The sequence below is a fragment of the Paenibacillus sp. NPDC058367 genome (assembly GCF_042723305.1).
Lineage (GTDB): Bacteria > Bacillota > Bacilli > Paenibacillales > Paenibacillaceae > Paenibacillus_AQ.
In genome coordinates, this window is record NZ_JBHXIZ010000002.1 from 1,043,882 (window position 1) to 1,061,642 (window position 17,761).

Genomic DNA, 17,761 nt, shown 5'->3' on the forward strand with positions numbered 1-17,761 from the left:
CTGTGTGTTCCCTGACCATATTAAATGATCTATTTGTAAAAACTTTCCCCTACTTATGATACGGTTCACCCGTAACGGGGCTAGCGGCGAAAAAAGTAAAAAGAGCTGCCGCGGCATGCTCCTTCGCTTAACGATCTTAATGCTTCGATCATCTTCTCAAGGTTTTGTGACGTGGTATGCAAATTTGTAAATGATCTTCACACAGGTAGCCTCCCTATCGTCAAGCTTGTTCCGCTGCCTTTAACAATCGAAGCAACAACTCCTTACGCGGTTCCTGCGCCTTTCGAGCCAATGCAGCCAGCTTCTCCGCCTTGCCTAAAATCGGGTACAGCACTCGTTCGGCCTCGTAATTCGGTAAAGCCTCGACATGCTGCACCAATAGCGATAGCTTGTCTTCACTTTCCAGTTCAGGCTGAATCCTCAGCTTCAGCGAATCATGAGAGCAACGCAGGCAAGCGACCAAGGCGGGCATCGAGCGTTCGGTTATGCCATGGGTCTCGGCGAAAACAGCCGTGAACTTGTCCTGCACCAGCTGATGCTCCTCGTCTACAAGGGCCATATAGGTCTCTACCAACGGAAAATAACGCTCGTCCGTGAGCCCCAGCCCGAATACGGCATAACTGCCTGGCATGACGCTTTTCTCACCTTCCGTATCCTCATACCACAAAAACTCTTCCATCGCCTCACGAGCGTATTCCTCCAATAACGGATACAGCTCGGAATAGGCCAGTGCATTCGCGAAAAAACGATGCGTATCCGATTTGGCAAGTCCTTTAATGGGTAATGCCTCTCTCACGCTGGATTTTAGCTTGATTTTGTAGCTTTTTGGGAAACCCTTCCGGAGTAGGGAGAGAATAAATGAAATCGCCCTTTCGTACGCCCCAGCCTCTTCTTTACGAATAACGACCGTAATGATGGAAAACACATCGTTAGCCTTGCATTCAGTCAACTCGTCACGCAGATGAACGTCTTCTCGTGCGAAGGTGTCGCTACCTTCCTTCAACATGCGTCCGGCTTTGCCGCTGCCCAGCTGCCTCGCAAGCTCCAGAAAAGTCATGCCCTTGGCTTTACTGTAACTTGGCTCGTAACGAAGAATCATCACAGCGCCGTACAATAGCAGATCGATAGGCTGGTTCGGCTCATCCATATGATTGAGATCCGTATCCGGCTTGATTCCATTTTCATTGGTTCTGTATTTGGAAAGGGTAACATCATAGTGACGTGGCAGGAATACTTCCTCGGCCCAGTGGGTTAAAGCTCGAATGATATCGCTTCGATGCTCCCTCAGCGCTTGCACCCGTTCTTTATTCAATGCCTGAATCCGGTCAAATATAGCAATCGTCCGTCCGACGTCCGGTTCGTTGAACAAATACGGGTCCAACAGATGGCGTGTCAAAAAGAAAGTTTCTAGCGGCTTTGTCGGGTAAGCGCCCTTCACCAGTTTTTGCTCGATATAGGACTCAACCCGCTCCAGAAGCTGCCGCTTTTTCTCTTCATATACGATGTCAAACACCGTTAATTTCACGGGCCCGTCTGCCGTTGCGAATCTTCCCTTCAAGGTAAACCGGTAGTCGATAAGGGCCGTCGTATGCAACTTGTCCAGCTTCTCCCTTACGATGCTCGTCAACCGGGGCTGCACCTCATGCAAGACCTCCTCCTGCGTAAAAGGAGACGCCTTCATCGACTTGCGCCCTGAAGCATTCCTTCCAAAATCCGAACTGCCAACGCTAGTCCTACCCGGTCGATAATCCAGCACAATGTCGTTAAAAATGCCCACTTGCAGCGTGGTACGCTTGACAGCGCCCTCCACGTCCTTTCGTTTCTCTTGTTCCTCAAACCACTCATAAATTGCCGCTTTCATCTCTTCCAGCGCTTCTTCCTGTAGTGCGTTCATGGTCTCCCGCCTTTCCACATGTTTCTTCGCTCATCGCATCCAAAATATCGGTTTTTTTCCCTTCGGAAAATTCTCTATCCTTGCGATTTCCGAGTAGCCAGCAGTAACAATTCCAACCCGCCGACATTTTCAGCTCTACACCAATTGCAATCCATTTATCGGCTACTTCTGGCGCAATATCCGTTTCTGCCAAAGTCACTGCTACCACAAAATCGCCCGTGATCACTCCTGCTTAGTAAATAGCGTCGTAATTCCCTGTAGCATAGAGCAGCCAAGGTTGCTCCTCATTAAATCACTTATATATCACCTAGCTTTATCCCCGCTATTCAACCTGTTATGTACATGAAAAGTTACCTTTGTCCCTGTACCTAACGTACTTGTGATATGGAGTCCTGTTCCAAAGTGCCGTTTTAATCGCAGATCAGTATTAATCAATCCGACGCCTGAACGACTATCTGCTTTCCTTTCAAATATTCGTTGCAATTGGACCCCATCTATTCCGTCCCCATCATCTTCAACGGTTATCTCTGCATGCGTCTCATAGACAGAAATCCGAATAAGAATCGTTCCTCCACGATTGCGCTTCATTATGCCATGTCTTATCGCATTTTCAACGAGAGGCTGGATCGTAAGAAATGGGACTTTTATGTCCCCACGGTCATCTGTCTCCCAAATAACCTGTAACCTTTCTTCAAACCGAACCTTTTCAATATATAGATAAGAACGTACTAGACTTAACTCCTCTTCGATCGGAACAAGCCTATCCATGTTTTGAAATTCAAATTTATTCCTCAGAAAATTGCTGAATTCATCGAGCAAATTACGCATCTTATCCAAATTAATATCACTTAAAGCTGTTACAGCATTCAACGCATTAAATATAAAATGAGGCTGGATTTGCGCTTGCAGCCATGCAGCTTCTAATCGCAGTTGTTCTCGAACGGATTGTTTAATCGTAGCTAACGCCTCAATCCGCGATTTTATTTCTATTGCTTCCACTGGCTTCGTCACATAATCGTTTGCCCCAGCTATAAAACCGCTCTGAATATCTTTCGGTTGGCTTCTTGCGGTAAGGAGCAGTACAGGGAGCTCCGTGAGTGTAAACCGCTCACGAATCATTCGTGTCAGCTCATAACCGGACATCTGTGGCATCATGATATCGGAGATGACCAGATCCCATTCCTTAGTGTCCAGTACAGCTAATGCCTCTTTACCGCTCGTTACCATCGTTAAATCATATTCGTCTGGTGGTAGTATGGCTTCAAGTACTTGAAGGTTGACAGGATCATCATCAACAACTAATAGAATCGGACGTTCACGATTCATTTCTATTAAAGTTGCTTGATTCGTAGCTGGCGGAATCTTCACTTTTTCCATATACACTGAGGAGGCTATTTCTTGAATCGGCATGGATTGTAATGGTTCAAATGAGTTAGTCAAATCATTCTCTTTCTCCACTTCCAAACCTGCTAGCCTTAATGAAAATGTGAATTTTGAGCCCTCTCCTAAAACAGAGGACACTACTAACGTACCTCCATGAAGCTCAACCAGTTGCTTGCTTATACTTAAACCCAACCCAAAGCCACCATCAATCATAGTCTCATTCGTGCTGGCTTGCTCGTACGGACGGAATAGGCGCTTAAGCATGTTCTCATCCATTCCGATCCCGGTATCAGCAATAACGATATAGGCTCGTCCATCTTTTACAAAAGCTTGAATCGAAATGACCCCATCATTCGTATATTTCACAGCATTATGAAGTAAATTGAAAACGATTTGAACAACCCGGTTCTCATCCGCATATAATGGCGGAAAATCTTCAGGAATTTGATTTGCAATTTTTACAGACTTCACATCTGCATTTAATTGCAGCATATCAAGTACTCCGGTCACAATTGGCTGAATAAATATGACTCTTTTGTGTATACGCGGATTTCCTTCCCGTAAACTCATCACATCAATCAAATCGTCTAATATCAATGTCATTCGACGTCCTACAGATAAAACCGTTTCAAGCTCTTTGATACTCCTTTCCTGCAACAAATGCCGCTCCCTTTTTAAAACGGATTGTGACATATTAAGAATACTATGAAGCGGATTTTTAAATTCATGAGAAGTATTTGCTAGGAATTGATCTTTATGGTCATTCATCCTTTGCAATGTTGTCGCAAGCTCTTTCGTGTTCGCATGCATGATAAAATAATCTTTAAACCATACAGAGGCTAAACAAGCTATCGCAATAATCATATCGAACGGATAGTAGACAAGACTCAAACCGCTATCCAGCAAGATTAACGACCAAAGAGCATAGTTCATCAACGCAAGAAAAGAGATAAGCAGTAAAAGATTGCTCTTTAAATCTTTAATTACTTTTTTAAACATCGTAATCAGCGTTATAACTGCAGCAGTACCACCTAATACATAATAAATAGGGAAGAGCATGATCACCTGAGTTGGATTTAAAAACAACGTGATGCCGGCAGTCCCTAGATTCATTATTTTGTAGACAGGGTACATCCTACGCCAATATGGAAGCTCGCGATGATTCGTACACTGGAGCAAAGCATAGGCTGCAATAACGAAAGCAATATTAGTCAGCCTAAAATCCCAATCAATTCCAATGTAAAATAACTGATGGAACAACTTCTCATCCGTACTAAAGACACTCGTGATCGTTACACATAATGCAAGCAAACTAAAATAAAGCAGCTTCTTTTCCTTATTTCCTATTAAATACAAAATAAGTGCATAGACAGCGTGCATAATAAAAATAATCGCTGCCAATAACTGCATAAAAATGGAAGCCTTCATATCTTTGGCAATGGCTTCTTCTGAACCGAATTTTATGGTTCGGACAATGCCCCCGCTTCGACTATCCACATAATTTGCAGCCTGAATCACGAGTTCGATTACACCGTTGTCATCTGCTGTAAAGGTTGTAGAATAAGGTAGGTCCTTCGAAATATATTCATCCTTTGTTGTCGCCACCTGTCCGGATTTAGTAAGTAATCGACCGTTTACATATAATTCTGATGCAGTGCGTACACTGGGTACACGAATACTATAATTAAGATGCTTCGCCGGGTCTACATAAAGAAGCAAACGATAAGAGCCATACCCGTATGGAGATGGCTTGTCAGCATGCAAAACTTCACTCCATCCTCCCGGTACCTGAATGTGCCTTGGCGCATTATCGCCTAACAATTGTTGCCGATTACCATCTATCAACCATTGCGAGGGATAAAACTCCCATTCCCCATCAAGTAAGTGAATGCTGCCATCTTCTGCATTCCAATTGCGTAAATCGAATTGCCCATTATGAATTGACGCCTGTTTGGGATATTGAAACGTCTCCATCCATAAAATGCGAAAACCGGTTAAAACAACTAATATGAAAACTAGCAATAATATTATATAGCTCTTTTTCATTTGATATTTGGATGAGTGAGTTTCCACGAAATATTTCTCTCCTAGTCATTTTCTTCTAAGTCATTTAAATAAGTACTCTCCATAATTTACCACAGTTAATACAGGAGAAACGGACGATAAAGACATCTTTATGTCTATTATATAGAAATACACAAAGTTTGATATGTAACCGCTTCACTTATTAAATTATAACAACCTCCCCTTACTTTTTGCCAACCATACATCGACATATATTTCAAGACCAATTCATTCTCCATAGCTAATGCTTTATTCGAATCAACTAATTCAGAATCTTTGCTTTTTGCTAATTCAAATTTGCGCTTCTCACAAAATATATTTTCACGTTCGATATATACTACCATTGTGAACCTATAATAAACCCAGTCATGTCACTTAATATTCACGAAGAAGCCTCACCTGTTTTATATGATAAGCAATTTACTAAGATAATCATTCACTTATATCAATTGCTCCAAGATAAAAAAACCATATCGACCCTAGTTCTAGGGTGATATGGGCGCCTGCCTTGAGATGTTATTTTTTAATTGCAGCTTTCAGAATTTCGATCTTCTCTTGTCGTGATAGATCCGATGAGGTTGAAATGCTATATCCAAATTTACCGCCATCTTGCCAAAAAACGTATTTTGGGAAAACATTAGCCGGTAAATCATCGTCAAAAAATCCATTATTCTTAGTTCCATCGGAGTCCACAGTATACTTCGTAATCGCAAGCGTATCTTTCCCGTTCGTGTATTCCAGTCGAATATCGTCGGCTTCTTTCCAGTCCATTTTTTTCGTGAAGACCGGTTTGCCGCTCTTCTTCCCTTCAGCTCTCAAATCATCGATGAACTTGCCTCCCAAGGGTCCTCCGATTCTCGCTTTGGAGAAAGTGTAGCCTTCTGGCAGGTTGGAAGGCTCTTGCAAGACAGCGCCTTTTAAGGTTGCTGCTTTCTGAAGATATTCATCGAAGGAAGCATATTCCTTCGTCAGCCCCCAATAGCTAAGATCAAGTCCGCTGTTCAACGCTTTATATTTATGATAGATAACATACGTGTCACCCGTCTCTTTAACCAATTCCTTCACGCGATTGATTTCATCGTCGATATATTTTTTATCCTCTGCTGGAAGTGCCTTAGCTGCATCCGCCGCTAGTTTATTCATTTTATCCATTTCTTGCTTATACAACGCACGGTCTACCTTAGATCCATTGAATTCCTCAGGATAGGTGATATCTAATTGATGATCCCCAGCTTCTGATTGTGCCGAAACAGCTATCGTTGCGTTCCCATCATCTTTTTCTTTGGCATTGACCAGCGTCACGCTGCCAAGCGCGAGAATGATTGTCATCCCTAAGATAGAAAGGCGATATGATTTTTTATTGAATTGTTTGATCATGATAAGTCTCCTTTTCATTTGTTTATGTGTCGCAGATAGGCCGGCAAGTCCCGGCAGGCGATGGTCTCCCGAGAAATGTTCCAACACTTGGATGATCGTCTGCCCATACGCATTATTTTGCTGTGGTCTCATTCGATCCAGCACGAAGGCATCACAGGCCATCTCTTGATCTTGTCGCGCTCTGTTCACTGCAAGCCATACAAGTGGGTTGAACCAATGGAGAATCAGAACCAAGTGCATGATCCAATTCACGGCTACATCCCTGCGACGGACATGAGCGAATTCATGCGCCAAGATATACTGAAGCTGTCCTTCATGCAGCGACATCATTAGACTTGGAGAGATGACGACTGTCGGCTTACAAAACCCAACGACGGCCGGACCGGGAATACGCTCGCTGGAAACAAATTCAACTTTGCGCTTCACGCCGAGCTGCTGCCGTGTATCATGGAACAAGGCCAATAACAAAGGCGTTTCTATACGGCTACCAGCGCGCAGGGCATGTTGCAATCGCAGCTGATCGTATATGGTTTTCGCGACGAGAAGCAGTACACCCGTAAGCCAGATCAGTACCAAGACTGGAACAAAGCCCATCGATGTAATTTCATTCCACCAGAAACGGTTCTCCGGCTTGCTTCCCGATGTATCCGTGGATGCGGTTAATTCCGTTATCCCAACTACAATTCCATATTTCTCCGGAACAGAACCCTTTACGTGTTCTCCTGTCTCGCTTGCACTTATCGATGGATCTTGCATTTGCTGGTGAATGCCAGGCATGAAGGATTCCAGAGATAATACATTATAAAGGCTAAGAGAAGACTCTGGTGCCCAAGGAAGCAGTAAGCGGATCGCCACGGGTATCCAGAGCAAATATTTCCATCTGGCTTCCAGTTTGTTTTGGAATAAGAATTGCAGAATCAAGATCAGCATGACCAGAATGCCTGCCATGAACGATCCCTGGATCACCCAGCCGAAGAATGACACAACAGTTTCGTATAAGCTTGGACTCATTTAGATTCTCTCTTTTCTAGTTCCCCAATTCTGCCGCTATTGTCGAATAACGTCTTCAAATCCTCAATTTCCTGCGTATTCAGCTTCTCATCTTGGAGGAAATTAGCCACCATCGGCATAATGGAACCACCATACATCTTCTCCATGAAGGAAGTAGTCTCGGAACGCTGATATTCTTGCTCGCTGAACCGAGGATAAAATAATTGCATACGCCTCGAACTCTGCTCCAGCTTCACGCCCGCCGCTTCCTTCTGTACCAGTCGGCTAAGAAGCGTTCGGGTCGTATTCGGGCTCCAGCCCATTCGATCCGTCATTTGTTGAACAACTTCACTAGAATAGCAATCTGGATTTAGCCACAATACCCGCAAAATTTCGAGCTCTGCATCCGTTATGGATGGTATTCGGTTCATATATACAACCTCCAAATCTAACTTGCGCAGAATGCATAGGTTGGGCGAACTGCTGCGCATGCTCAAGGCAACCTATCACTTCTTGACCGCTGCTTTTAGAATTTCAATCTTCTGTTCTCGGGTGATATCGGATGAAGTTGAAAGGCTGTATCCGAATTTGCCGCCATCTTGCCAATAAATGTATTTTGGGAAAATGTTTGCCGGAAGGTTATCGTCAAAATAACCTTTCTTCTTCCCTTCCTTCGCATCCACCACAAACTTCGTAATCGCAAGCGTATCTTCCCCGTTCGTGTATTCCAGGCGAATATCGTCGGCTTCTTTCCAGTCCATTTTTTTCGTGAAGACCGGTTTGCCGCTCTTCTTCCCTTCGGCTCTTAAATCATCGATGAACTTGCCTCCCAAGGGTCCTCCGATTCTCGCTTTGGAGAAAGTGTAACCTTTTGGCAGGTTGGAGGGCTTTTGCAAGACAACGCCTTTTAAGGTTGATGCTTTCTGGAGATATTCATCAAAGGAAATGTATTCCTTCGTCAGCCCCCAGTAGTTAAGATCAAGTCCGCTGTTGAGTGCCTTGTACTTATAGTACATGACATAGGTATCTCCAGTCTTGGCGGTCAAATCCTTCACTCTCTTAATTTCTGCGTCAACCACCTTTTTTTCCGCTGCCGTTGGAGCTTGGACGGCTGCTTTTTTAGCCGTCGACTTCTGGGCTGACTTGGAAGAAGCCGCGTCTACCTCAAGGTTCATCGATGAACCCAATAGTAGAACACTGCTGAGGGTTGCGATGGCTAATTTTGATGCTGCTTTCATGTGAAAAACTCCTTTCTGTGATCATGTTTTAAAACTACACGTGTAGTTATAATTCAATACTACAGTTGTAGTTATATTTTGTCAACACTATTTTATCGGACCCTTTTCGAGTATCCATGAAATAAAAAAAACTCCTCCGGAGAGCAGTTTGATCGTACGATGGATTCGTTATTGCTGTTTTTTTCCACCCCAAGGTTCCGGTTCCGGCAAATCTGGCGTTGGAAGCAGTCCTAGATCATGGAAGATTAAATCGGCGATGCCTGTCTTTACATAAATCGGTTTTTAATTAGGGGGTGTTGCATCGTCTCAATTGTATGCTGGGTAATTTTGTGGAATTATACTAATAAAAAAACCGCGATTTACGCGGCGGTTCGACGTTAGGCTGAATGGTTCTACCTTTAATCAATTTTCTTATCGATCATCGTTGTTGCGATTTTCGTCAAACAAAGCTTTTAAGTCATCAATTTCTTTCTCGTTCAGCTTCTTATCCTGCAAAAAATTAGCGAGCATGGGTTTCAAGGCGCCGCCATACAGTTTCTTCATGAACGATTTAGTCTCCGACTTCAAATATTCTTGTTCGCTGATGAGTGGATAGAACAAAAAGTTCCGTTTGGATCCCTCTTCCTGTGTTGTTCCCGCCGCTTCTTTCTGCACTAGACGGTTCAGGAGCGTCCTTGTCGTATTCGGGCTCCACCCCACTTGTTCCGCCAATTGCTTGACGACCTGGCTGGAAGGACAATTCGGACTGGCCCACAATACGCGCATCACCTCGAGCTCCGCATCCGTGATGGGTGGTATTTTTGTCATGCCTAAACCCTCCAAAATCAAGTTATGACTACATCTGTAGTCACACTTAAATAGTACAATTGTGGTCTGATCTTGTCAACCTGCATTATGTTTCATTCTAAAAATAAAGTTTTGCCGAGCTATTATCAATTGATAAACCAGTCAAATGCAGGTTAATAGTTATATTCTCATCTTGTCCTTCGTTTGTCCATGAAAACATAGCCTCCTCTTGTCCATTCTCTTGCTCAACATATTCCTCTATGTTTAGTATCAATTAAAAACAGAATTTTCTCCATTTTTAAAGCTCGTAAAAATAAAAAAGAACACCGGTTAACTTTGAGCAAGCCCAAATTAACCGGTGTTCTTGAAATTATCCAAGTTCGCTACGTTTTGGCTACCATGGAACACACGAAATGATCTTTGAAAGTTAATTCCCGAAAACAGTACAAACGTTTGTTTTTTAGATTTTCACCTGTTGTGCGGTTTTAAATTTTCCTGAGAATCCTTATTATGTTAACAAAAAAATACGACCACGGAGCTCCCTTGGGACTAAGACTGCCCTGTCATTTATTATTCTGCAAATAGTTTCGCATACGGATTTTCGATCTTTTGTTCGCTGCTGCTCTTACCTGTGTTATTTAGAACATAATATTGATAGAAATGGTTTGAAAAATTTAATGATTCCAATGCTTTAGCCATAAATGGATCTTCCGTCTGATTACTCAATTGGTCCCCTGTCCAAAAATAATGCAACATGAGACGATTCTGGTTATACGGATGTTTGATAATGTAGGCTCCGGATTGATTAGACTTATTCATGATTTCCTGCCATTTAAAACCGATTGTATCAGCACGCTTGATGATGCCGGACTTCAAGGCTTGTACAAACCCATTCGCATCCGGTTTGCCGATGACAATGATATTACTGTCCCCTAGCTCCTTCTTAAGCTTGTTTTTTAATACTTGACGTTCTGTTATAATCGTTGGTTTTATTCCTGCTATTTGGAAGAAGCCTTGAAACTGGTTGAGCAGCTGATCCTGTTGTTTTGTTGCTTTGTCCGATGTCAAACGGTCGCTCAAGATAATCGTTAGCGGCTCGCCCTGCAACGTTTTATCGATAATTCGGCTCATCGTTTCAGACGGAACCTCTGGAAACTGCACAAACACTGAATGGTATATTGATTTAAATTGCTCGTACATATAAGCGGCTTCCTCGTCCGCTGTTAGACGATATTCAGACTTCAATGAATAATTGGGCTGACGCAAATCCGCTTCCCAATCATCTCTGACCTTTTTGCCCGCTTTGTTCTCAACAACCTGAAGCAGTCCTTCGATCGTCGCATTTTTGTATACATACTGGTCAAAATATGTCTGCATCAACTTATCAAACTTCTCTTCGCCAAGCGTACGATACAACTCATAGATGGCTTGACGGCCTTTTTTATAAAAAATAGCGTCGGGAGAATCGCCAACCTTATCATTGGATGCATCAAGCGGACTATCTAACGATACTTCATCGAATTGAATCACCTTGAATCCATTTAACGGATTTCCTTGTTTCTCATAGAAATATACCATAGAGAAATCGGCAAATCCTTCATCTAAAAATGATTCCTTCTCGGAATTATTTCCAATTAATGCGTGGAACCATTGATGCGCAATTTCATGGACAAATGCTGAATGGTTTGAAATATCTGGCTGACCCTCGATCATGCCCATCTGAATCATTCGCGAAAATTCAACAGCGATCCCTTCAACGTACGATTCAACAATTCTGAACTCCGGATAAGGATATTTACCATATTTTTCGCTGAAGAAGTTAATGACTTTAAACGCTTGATCAAAATATTGATCGATAATCTGTTTTTTGTCTTTCTGATTATCAAAGTAATAGTATTGTATGGTCAGACCATCTCGTGTAACACTTTCTACTTTAAAATCGGGACTCGTGAAGAAGACAAATTCTCTCGTATTATTCGCAGTGGCCGTTACCATCTTGCGGCCTGCTTCGGCATCCTGTACGGTCAGTGTTCCAGGCATGGAAATCTGGTAATCGGCGGGTACATTCATGGTTACCTGATAATCCGCAGAATCATAATAATCGGATTCAAATGTAGTGCTGTAAGGAGTTTTGTCCCATGTATGATCTGCAGGGTTATAGACCGAAAGCACAGGGAACCAATGAGCGCCATTGATGATATTCTTGTAATGGGACAACCGCTGTGAGCCATAAGGAATTTTTACGTCGAATTCAAGTTCCAGTGTGATAGATTGCCCGGGCTGCAATGCTTGTCCCAATACAACCTTAAGTGCCTGATTCGTATTATCGAACTTCAAGGGTTGACCTAACGACTTCACATTGTTAATGTCAATGCCGCCCAGGAAATCTTCAGGTTTCTTATCCGGATTTTCCTTTGCCATTCGTTCATTTGAATTTTCGAACATACCCGACTGTGTTTCCTTTGAACGGTTTGCATCTGCAAAGGTGTGAAATACAATATTGTCCAGTGTATCCTTCGTGTTGTTTCGATAGGTCACAGTTTCTGTACCGTGAATTGTCATCTTCTTCTCATCAAGCCTTGCGTCTACTTGATAGCGCGCAAGCTGATGAACAGCCGCATCGGCTTCTAGCAACGAATCGTTCTGAATCGTTGGTTTCGCCGCCATCGCTATCCCCGTCCCGAAAACAGGGCCTGTACTTAATGCGACAACAAGACTGCCGGCAATCATGCACTTCGGTAGTTTAGTATTCCAATGTTTAAGTTTATTCATGTTGCTCCTCCTAATGATAAGTTCCTAATCATGATCGTAGATTCTCGAGTATGTACAAAGACTAGTATAAAGCTCTTACTTTACACGAGTTTTAAAGGAACCTTACATTAACCTTAAAAAGGAATCACTTATAGTTTTTTAAAACAGATACTCTGCACAAGTGTATTGCACTAACTCGATAAAACAGCGTTCCAAGGAGGTCCGCTCCCGCACTTGGCTTGACAATACATCTAGCCCAACAGGCTGCCGATATAGTAGCGCCTGTTGGGCTTCAAAAAAGGGTCTTATGTGGCTCTTGAACTAAAAACTTTAATTTTTATCATAATCAACATGAAAGCAAGCAAAGCGAATATGATTCCACTTCATATGAGCTGATGTATCCCCCATTGAGAGATAAACCAATCACCAAGGGAAGCTCCCAACGTAATGGCATTTAAGCTTGTAGCTGCAGTCTTGATCACCGTATCCGATAATAATTTGCCACAGCTCCAGTGAATCATTGCTTCAAAGGTATAACCATGTTCCACGTATCAGAAGCGTCCTTAAAACCATCACTGCCGTCCGAGACGGCCGCGAACAAATGAGTCGGCTTGCCGTTCTGGAACAACAGGAACGGCCGCTCCAGATTGCCCAGCGTCTGCACCGTGCCGTCATCCCAACGCACCGTCCGGGAATAGCCTTGCGGCTGCCCATGCAAGCTCCATTTCAGTCCGTCCGGCGACTTGGCGTAGATGCCGCCGTATTTTTCTCCGCATAGATGCCCTTCCATATCTTTGGCAATCAAATTGAATCCTTCGTTTGTTTGCCAGATGAAAGGGTCTTCGATATGGAACGACTCTGGAGGAAACACCGGCACGTCACTCAGCACCCGGTACAGCCCCTCGTAGTGATCCGCATACGCAACTCCAATCGTCATGCCGCCATGAAGGTTGCCTTCGTAGTGACGTGCCTTGTAGATCAGCAGCACGGAACCGTCCTCCCTGACACACGGAGCCGGATTGGAGGTCAGAAAGCTATCGAATCGGCCGGGACGTGTTGGCAATATCGGTTCGTCCGCTCTGCGCCACGGGCCCAAAACGCTGTCCGCTATAGCCAAACCTACCCGTTTGTTCGCCCGTGCCACGATGCATTGAGGATCGGTTAACCCGAAATTCCCGGGCGGCTCTGGATCGCTTAGCGGATGGGTCGAACCCGTATAATAAAGCAAATATTTGTTGTTGTGCTTGACGATATGGGGGTTGTGCGTGCAGCGTCCATCCCAATATTCCGCTCCCCTCGCCGGAAGCACCACCTCGCAGAATCGGTACGGTCCCTCGGGGGTATCCGAGTCTGCCCTGACAATCTCTGAAGCCGTCATCCAGCCGGGATGCATCGGCAGTGTCTTCGGCCAGCGCGAGGCAAACATATGGAATTTGCCGTCCTCACCCTTCACGACGGAACCGCACCATACCCAATAACCTTCCATACGGAAGCCGCCGCCACGTGGAGCCGGCAACATTGTGCTAGTATGCATGTACAGTCACCTCGTTTTTTCCCGCTGCTCCATAATTGCTGTGAAACATGGTCTCCCATCCTTCCAAATGAAGTGAATAACAGGACTGCTCCATATATCAATGGATCGACAAAGTCATGCCAGCGAGCCAACCGCCGGCATGCTTGCACATATATCGATCCTAAGGCGTATTCAGCCCCACATCGTCGGCCGCTAGCGGGCGATTCAGTAGAGGCGTGCCGGAATATTCGTCTGCCCCCACATCTACTGTCGCCCGCATTTGACTTTCCATATCCGCCAGCACGAACGCGTATGTTCCCACAGCCGCATCAATTGCCGGGCTGCTCGCGGACAGTTTCTGAATGCCGTTCACCGCAGTCAGCAGAGGATTGATATTTCGGATCTGCTCCGAGCTGCGCGATATGTTGCTAATAGTGCTGCCAAACCCGATGTTACCTTGGAACAGCGTATTTGTTGTCGCCGCCTCGTAATAAAGCGTGCCGGTGTTGTTGTATACGATATTGTTCGCCACGATGGAATCCTGCGGAGCATACGTTTTACCCGAGCCGATGACGATACCGGTTTTGCTGTTTACAATCGTATTGTTGACGATAAGCGCCCGGTAAACTTTCCATTGTTTGCGCAATTGTTCGACCGTCGGATTTGGAGGTGAGCCTCCAGTACCGCCGTCGAAGTCTCCGTTAGGCAAGTAGATTGCTTCGCCAGTCAAATTCTCAAAGTAGTTGTTATAAATCTTATGGTCATTGCCGAACATCCGGATGCCTTCCTGATCCGACTCCACACCGTCCCCGAGGAAGAAGTTACCATATACGCTGTTGTTATGGCCATGCCGCAGCGTCAGGCTGCCCTTGGACGTGCGGAATGTATTGAAGCGCACCGAATTGCTGCTGCTCTTGACCGATATGATTTCCGGCTCTCCATCGCAATTCTGAAATACATTGTATTGTATCGTATTATAGCCGTGGGAGAGCGTAAGACCCGACAAGCCGAGACGAATTGTCTCTTTGCCGTTAGCTACCCATGGGCCTACATCATGGAAATAGTTGTATTCGATAATATCGTATTGCGAAATTTGCCCTGAGCCATCCTGTCCTTCGTAAGCGATCAGCGGTTCGGTGTCGCTCTTCAGTCCGAAGTCGTTCCGGTCTATGCGGTTATGATGGCTGTTCGTGCCCCGCACTTGCAGCCACATCAAGCCGCTCCCCGAGCTGGGAAGCGCAAATGTATTACGGGTCAGCCGCGCATGGTGCGAGCCTTCCAACACCACTGCGCCATTGCTTGTGTTCGTAAACTTTAATCCGTCAAGCACCACATGCGAGGAGTTCTCGATGCGGAAGCCTGACGCTCCCGAGATGATAGCCTGACCGCGGTTTTTCGCTTTAATGACGATTGGCGCGTTGACAGTGCCGTTTTTGTTTTGAACAGCAAACGGGCTTGTACGCGAATACGTGCCGTTTGCCAACACAATCGTTTTACCCGCCGTAGCGGTTGCAAGCTCGGCAGCCAACTGCGTGGAAGTGCTAACTTCGACGACCGTCCCTTCGCTACCGCTGCCGCTTGAATCGCTACCATAAATTTCGACCTCGGCAAAGCTGTTCCAGGCGTTCACCGAGTTGCCATGGCCAACAATACGAACGTAGCGGACGGGGGCAACATCGGCAAAATCAAATGTCTGCAAGCTGTTGCTCAGACTGCTGACCGCTCCCGAAAGCACTGTACTGAAGTTGTAGCCATCATATGAAGTCTGGATATCAAAAGCGAAAGTTCGCTCCGCCCCGTTGGTGAAGGCGATCTTCACGTATTCCACCCGCTTGCTCGATCCAAGGTCGTATTGGACCCACTCCCCTTCGCCACTCGCTGACCAGCGTGTGTTAAGATCGCCGTCGATTGTATATGCGACGATATTGCCGTCATCTCCGCTGGCCATAAGTTGTGGCACGGTAATCGCCAACTTGCTTGCGCCTGGCGGAGATCCGTTCGCGGTGCCGTAGAGTTCAACTTCAGAATAACTGTTCCACAGGTTGGAGGAATTGCCGTGCCCAACGATCCTCACATAGCGGGTAGAATCGACATCCGGAAAATCGAACGTTTGCAGACCTTCCACAAGGCTGCTCACAACTCCGCTGCTGACGGTCGTAAAGGTGGAACCGTCCATTGACGTCAAAATATCAAAAGTAGAAGTGCGGCTTGACCCATTCAGAAATGCAATTTTGATGAAAGACAATTTGCGATTTACGCCCAAATCGTACTGGATCCATTGCATGTCGCCATTCGCCGACCAACGTGTTAAGAAATCGCCGTCCACCGTGTTGGCTGGAACGTTGCCGTCATCTCCGCTCGCCGTCACGTCGGAGCTGCCAATTGTGAACTTCGTATCAGCCGCACTTGCCGTTCCTGGTATTAACGCAACCAGCATACAGATCAAAATAATGAACGTCATACTTTTGGTTCCCATAATTCATTTTCATCCTTTCCATTATGAAATGATGGTTATTGAATCATTCCCTTCGTTCCGTCCGGCACCTCCTCTCAAGAATACGAAAGCCGGGAGGAGCTTCCTGTCCTCCCGGCTTCGTGATTACGGCCTTTGATCCCGCTTAAAAAACATTCTGGCTCCAGCCTTTGCTCTTCGCCAAAGCTTCAATATAATAGTAATCGCCGTAAATCAGCGATACGTTGATGTTGGTATTGACTGGCTTATGACCGGTTGCACCGAGCAGGATGCCTTCATACTCCGGCTTGTCGAGCGCACTGTAGTTGTTCGACAGCGAGCGAAGAATGCGCGTGGCCGCGCGCTGATATAAAGCGGCTTCCTCAGGAGCCACCTGCGACGCGATATCGATCAAGCCAGATGCTGCGCAGCTCGCCGCTGAGGTGTCGCGCGGCTCGTCCGTCAAGTCGGTCGCCGCACGGAAATCCCAATGCGGCACATCGTCTTCCGCCAACGCGCTGATGAAATAATGTGCCACCCCCTTCGCCGCATTCAAGTAACGTGCTTCTCCCGTATAGCGGTAAGCGCAGCTCATCCCGTAGAGCGCCCAAGCTTGGCCCCGCGACCAGGACGATTGCGGCGCGAAGCCCTGTCCGCCGTCATAACGCTCCACTTCGCCCGTCTCCGGATCGAAGATAACGATATGATGCACCGAGCCGTCGCCTCGGATGAATGAGCGAAGCACCATATCTGCATGGGCGACCGCAATATGCTTGAAGCGCGGATCATCGCTTTCTTCACTCGCCCAGAACAGAAGCGGCAAATTCATCATCGAATCGATGATCGACCAACCCGTCTGGTTGCGGGGCCAGGCTCGAATGAACTGTCCTGCCGGGTTGTACCTGCCCGCCAGATAGTTGGCGGCGAACAGGCCGCGCCGCCGAGCGTCCGGGTCGCCGGTCAGCTTGTAGCGGATAACCGATGTCGGCAGGAACTGAAAGCCAACATCGTGGTGGAAATGGTTGTCCCGCAAGTAACATTGCTCCATGCGTTCGTCCCAAGGCTCCGCCTCCTCCCGATAACGTTGCTCGCCGGTCATATCGTACAGAATCCACAGAATGCCCGGCCAGAAGCCTGAAATCCACTGATCCACTTTGATCTGGTCATATTTGCCCGCCGCCGAAACATGTGGCGCTTCTGTCCAGCCCGCTTCGATCATATGATCAACTTTAATCTTCACTTTATCCCACCAAGCCGTCAGCTCGGATGGTTTCAGTTTCACATTTTCATTGCTCATCTCTGAAGTCCACCCC

At 45.8% G+C, this 17,761-nt stretch carries 10 protein-coding genes and 2 pseudogenes; all 12 read right to left on the reverse strand.

Features of this window, described 5'->3' with window-relative positions:
- Positions 1–220: 220 nt before the first annotated feature.
- The 12 genes and pseudogenes from ACFWMP_RS15825 to ACFWMP_RS15880 all read right to left on the reverse strand — a co-directional run bounded on the left by ACFWMP_RS15825 (position 221) and on the right by ACFWMP_RS15880 (position 17,745).
- Entirely contained in the window at positions 221–1,894 is a 1,674-nt protein-coding gene (locus tag ACFWMP_RS15825; protein ID WP_379424193.1) for a DUF6138 family protein, read from the reverse strand.
- A 25-nt stretch (positions 1,895–1,919) separates the two neighbouring features.
- A pseudogene (locus ACFWMP_RS15830) lies at positions 1,920–2,108 on the reverse strand (DNA alkylation repair protein); the annotation flags it as partial.
- 89 nt (positions 2,109–2,197) lie between these two features.
- Entirely contained in the window at positions 2,198–5,323 is a 3,126-nt protein-coding gene (locus tag ACFWMP_RS15835; protein WP_379424194.1) for a hybrid sensor histidine kinase/response regulator, read from the reverse strand.
- 534 nt (positions 5,324–5,857) lie between these two features.
- A complete protein-coding gene (locus ACFWMP_RS15840) occupies positions 5,858–7,729 on the reverse strand; it encodes a M56 family metallopeptidase (RefSeq protein WP_379424195.1) in 1,872 nt (623 codons plus the stop codon).
- The gene (locus ACFWMP_RS15845) at positions 7,726–8,139 is read right to left on the reverse strand and encodes a BlaI/MecI/CopY family transcriptional regulator (RefSeq protein ID WP_042188480.1); all 414 of its coding nucleotides are present in this window, start codon (positions 8,137–8,139) and stop codon (positions 7,726–7,728) included. The genes ACFWMP_RS15840 and ACFWMP_RS15845 overlap by 4 nt, the downstream gene beginning before the upstream one ends.
- A gap of 75 nt (positions 8,140–8,214) precedes the next feature.
- Positions 8,215–8,946: a hypothetical protein gene (locus ACFWMP_RS15850; protein WP_341125049.1), complete on the reverse strand. Its 732-nt coding sequence runs from the start codon at positions 8,944–8,946 to the stop codon at positions 8,215–8,217.
- A gap of 411 nt (positions 8,947–9,357) precedes the next feature.
- Positions 9,358–9,753, reverse strand: a complete 396-nt coding sequence (locus tag ACFWMP_RS15855) for a BlaI/MecI/CopY family transcriptional regulator (protein ID WP_042188476.1) — start codon at positions 9,751–9,753, stop codon at positions 9,358–9,360.
- Positions 9,754–10,302: 549 nt separating this feature from the next.
- A complete protein-coding gene (locus ACFWMP_RS15860) occupies positions 10,303–12,504 on the reverse strand; it encodes a M1 family metallopeptidase (protein WP_379424196.1) in 2,202 nt (733 codons plus the stop codon).
- A 284-nt stretch (positions 12,505–12,788) separates the two neighbouring features.
- Positions 12,789–12,932, reverse strand: a pseudogene (locus ACFWMP_RS15865) (MFS transporter); the annotation flags it as partial.
- 68 nt (positions 12,933–13,000) lie between these two features.
- Positions 13,001–13,969, reverse strand: a complete 969-nt coding sequence (locus ACFWMP_RS15870; RefSeq protein WP_379424197.1) for a glycoside hydrolase family protein — start codon at positions 13,967–13,969, stop codon at positions 13,001–13,003.
- 208 nt (positions 13,970–14,177) lie between these two features.
- A complete protein-coding gene (locus tag ACFWMP_RS15875; RefSeq protein WP_379424198.1) occupies positions 14,178–16,472 on the reverse strand; it encodes a chondroitinase-B domain-containing protein in 2,295 nt (764 codons plus the stop codon).
- A gap of 142 nt (positions 16,473–16,614) precedes the next feature.
- A complete protein-coding gene (locus ACFWMP_RS15880) occupies positions 16,615–17,745 on the reverse strand; it encodes a glycoside hydrolase family 88 protein (protein ID WP_052404305.1) in 1,131 nt (376 codons plus the stop codon).
- Positions 17,746–17,761: the final 16 nt, after the last annotated feature.

Bases quoted from the DNA above. Each gene is read 5' to 3' on its own strand.
- ACFWMP_RS15840 (WP_379424195.1), bottom strand. From the start codon at position 7,729: ATGAGTCCAAGCTTATACGAAACTGTTGTGTCATTCTTCGGCTGGGTG.
- ACFWMP_RS15875 (WP_379424198.1), bottom strand. From the start codon at position 16,472: ATGGGAACCAAAAGTATGACGTTCATTATTTTGATCTGTATGCTGGTT.
- ACFWMP_RS15855 (WP_042188476.1), bottom strand. From the start codon at position 9,753: ATGACAAAAATACCACCCATCACGGATGCGGAGCTCGAGGTGATGCGC.
- ACFWMP_RS15835 (WP_379424194.1), bottom strand. From the start codon at position 5,323: ATGAAAAAGAGCTATATAATATTATTGCTAGTTTTCATATTAGTTGTT.
- ACFWMP_RS15860 (WP_379424196.1), bottom strand. From the start codon at position 12,504: ATGAATAAACTTAAACATTGGAATACTAAACTACCGAAGTGCATGATT.
- ACFWMP_RS15850 (WP_341125049.1), bottom strand. From the start codon at position 8,946: ATGAAAGCAGCATCAAAATTAGCCATCGCAACCCTCAGCAGTGTTCTA.
- ACFWMP_RS15870 (WP_379424197.1), bottom strand. From the start codon at position 13,969: ATGGAAGGTTATTGGGTATGGTGCGGTTCCGTCGTGAAGGGTGAGGAC.
- ACFWMP_RS15845 (WP_042188480.1), bottom strand. From the start codon at position 8,139: ATGAACCGAATACCATCCATAACGGATGCAGAGCTCGAAATTTTGCGG.
- ACFWMP_RS15880 (WP_052404305.1), bottom strand. From the start codon at position 17,745: ATGAGCAATGAAAATGTGAAACTGAAACCATCCGAGCTGACGGCTTGG.
- ACFWMP_RS15825 (WP_379424193.1), bottom strand. From the start codon at position 1,894: ATGAACGCACTACAGGAAGAAGCGCTGGAAGAGATGAAAGCGGCAATT.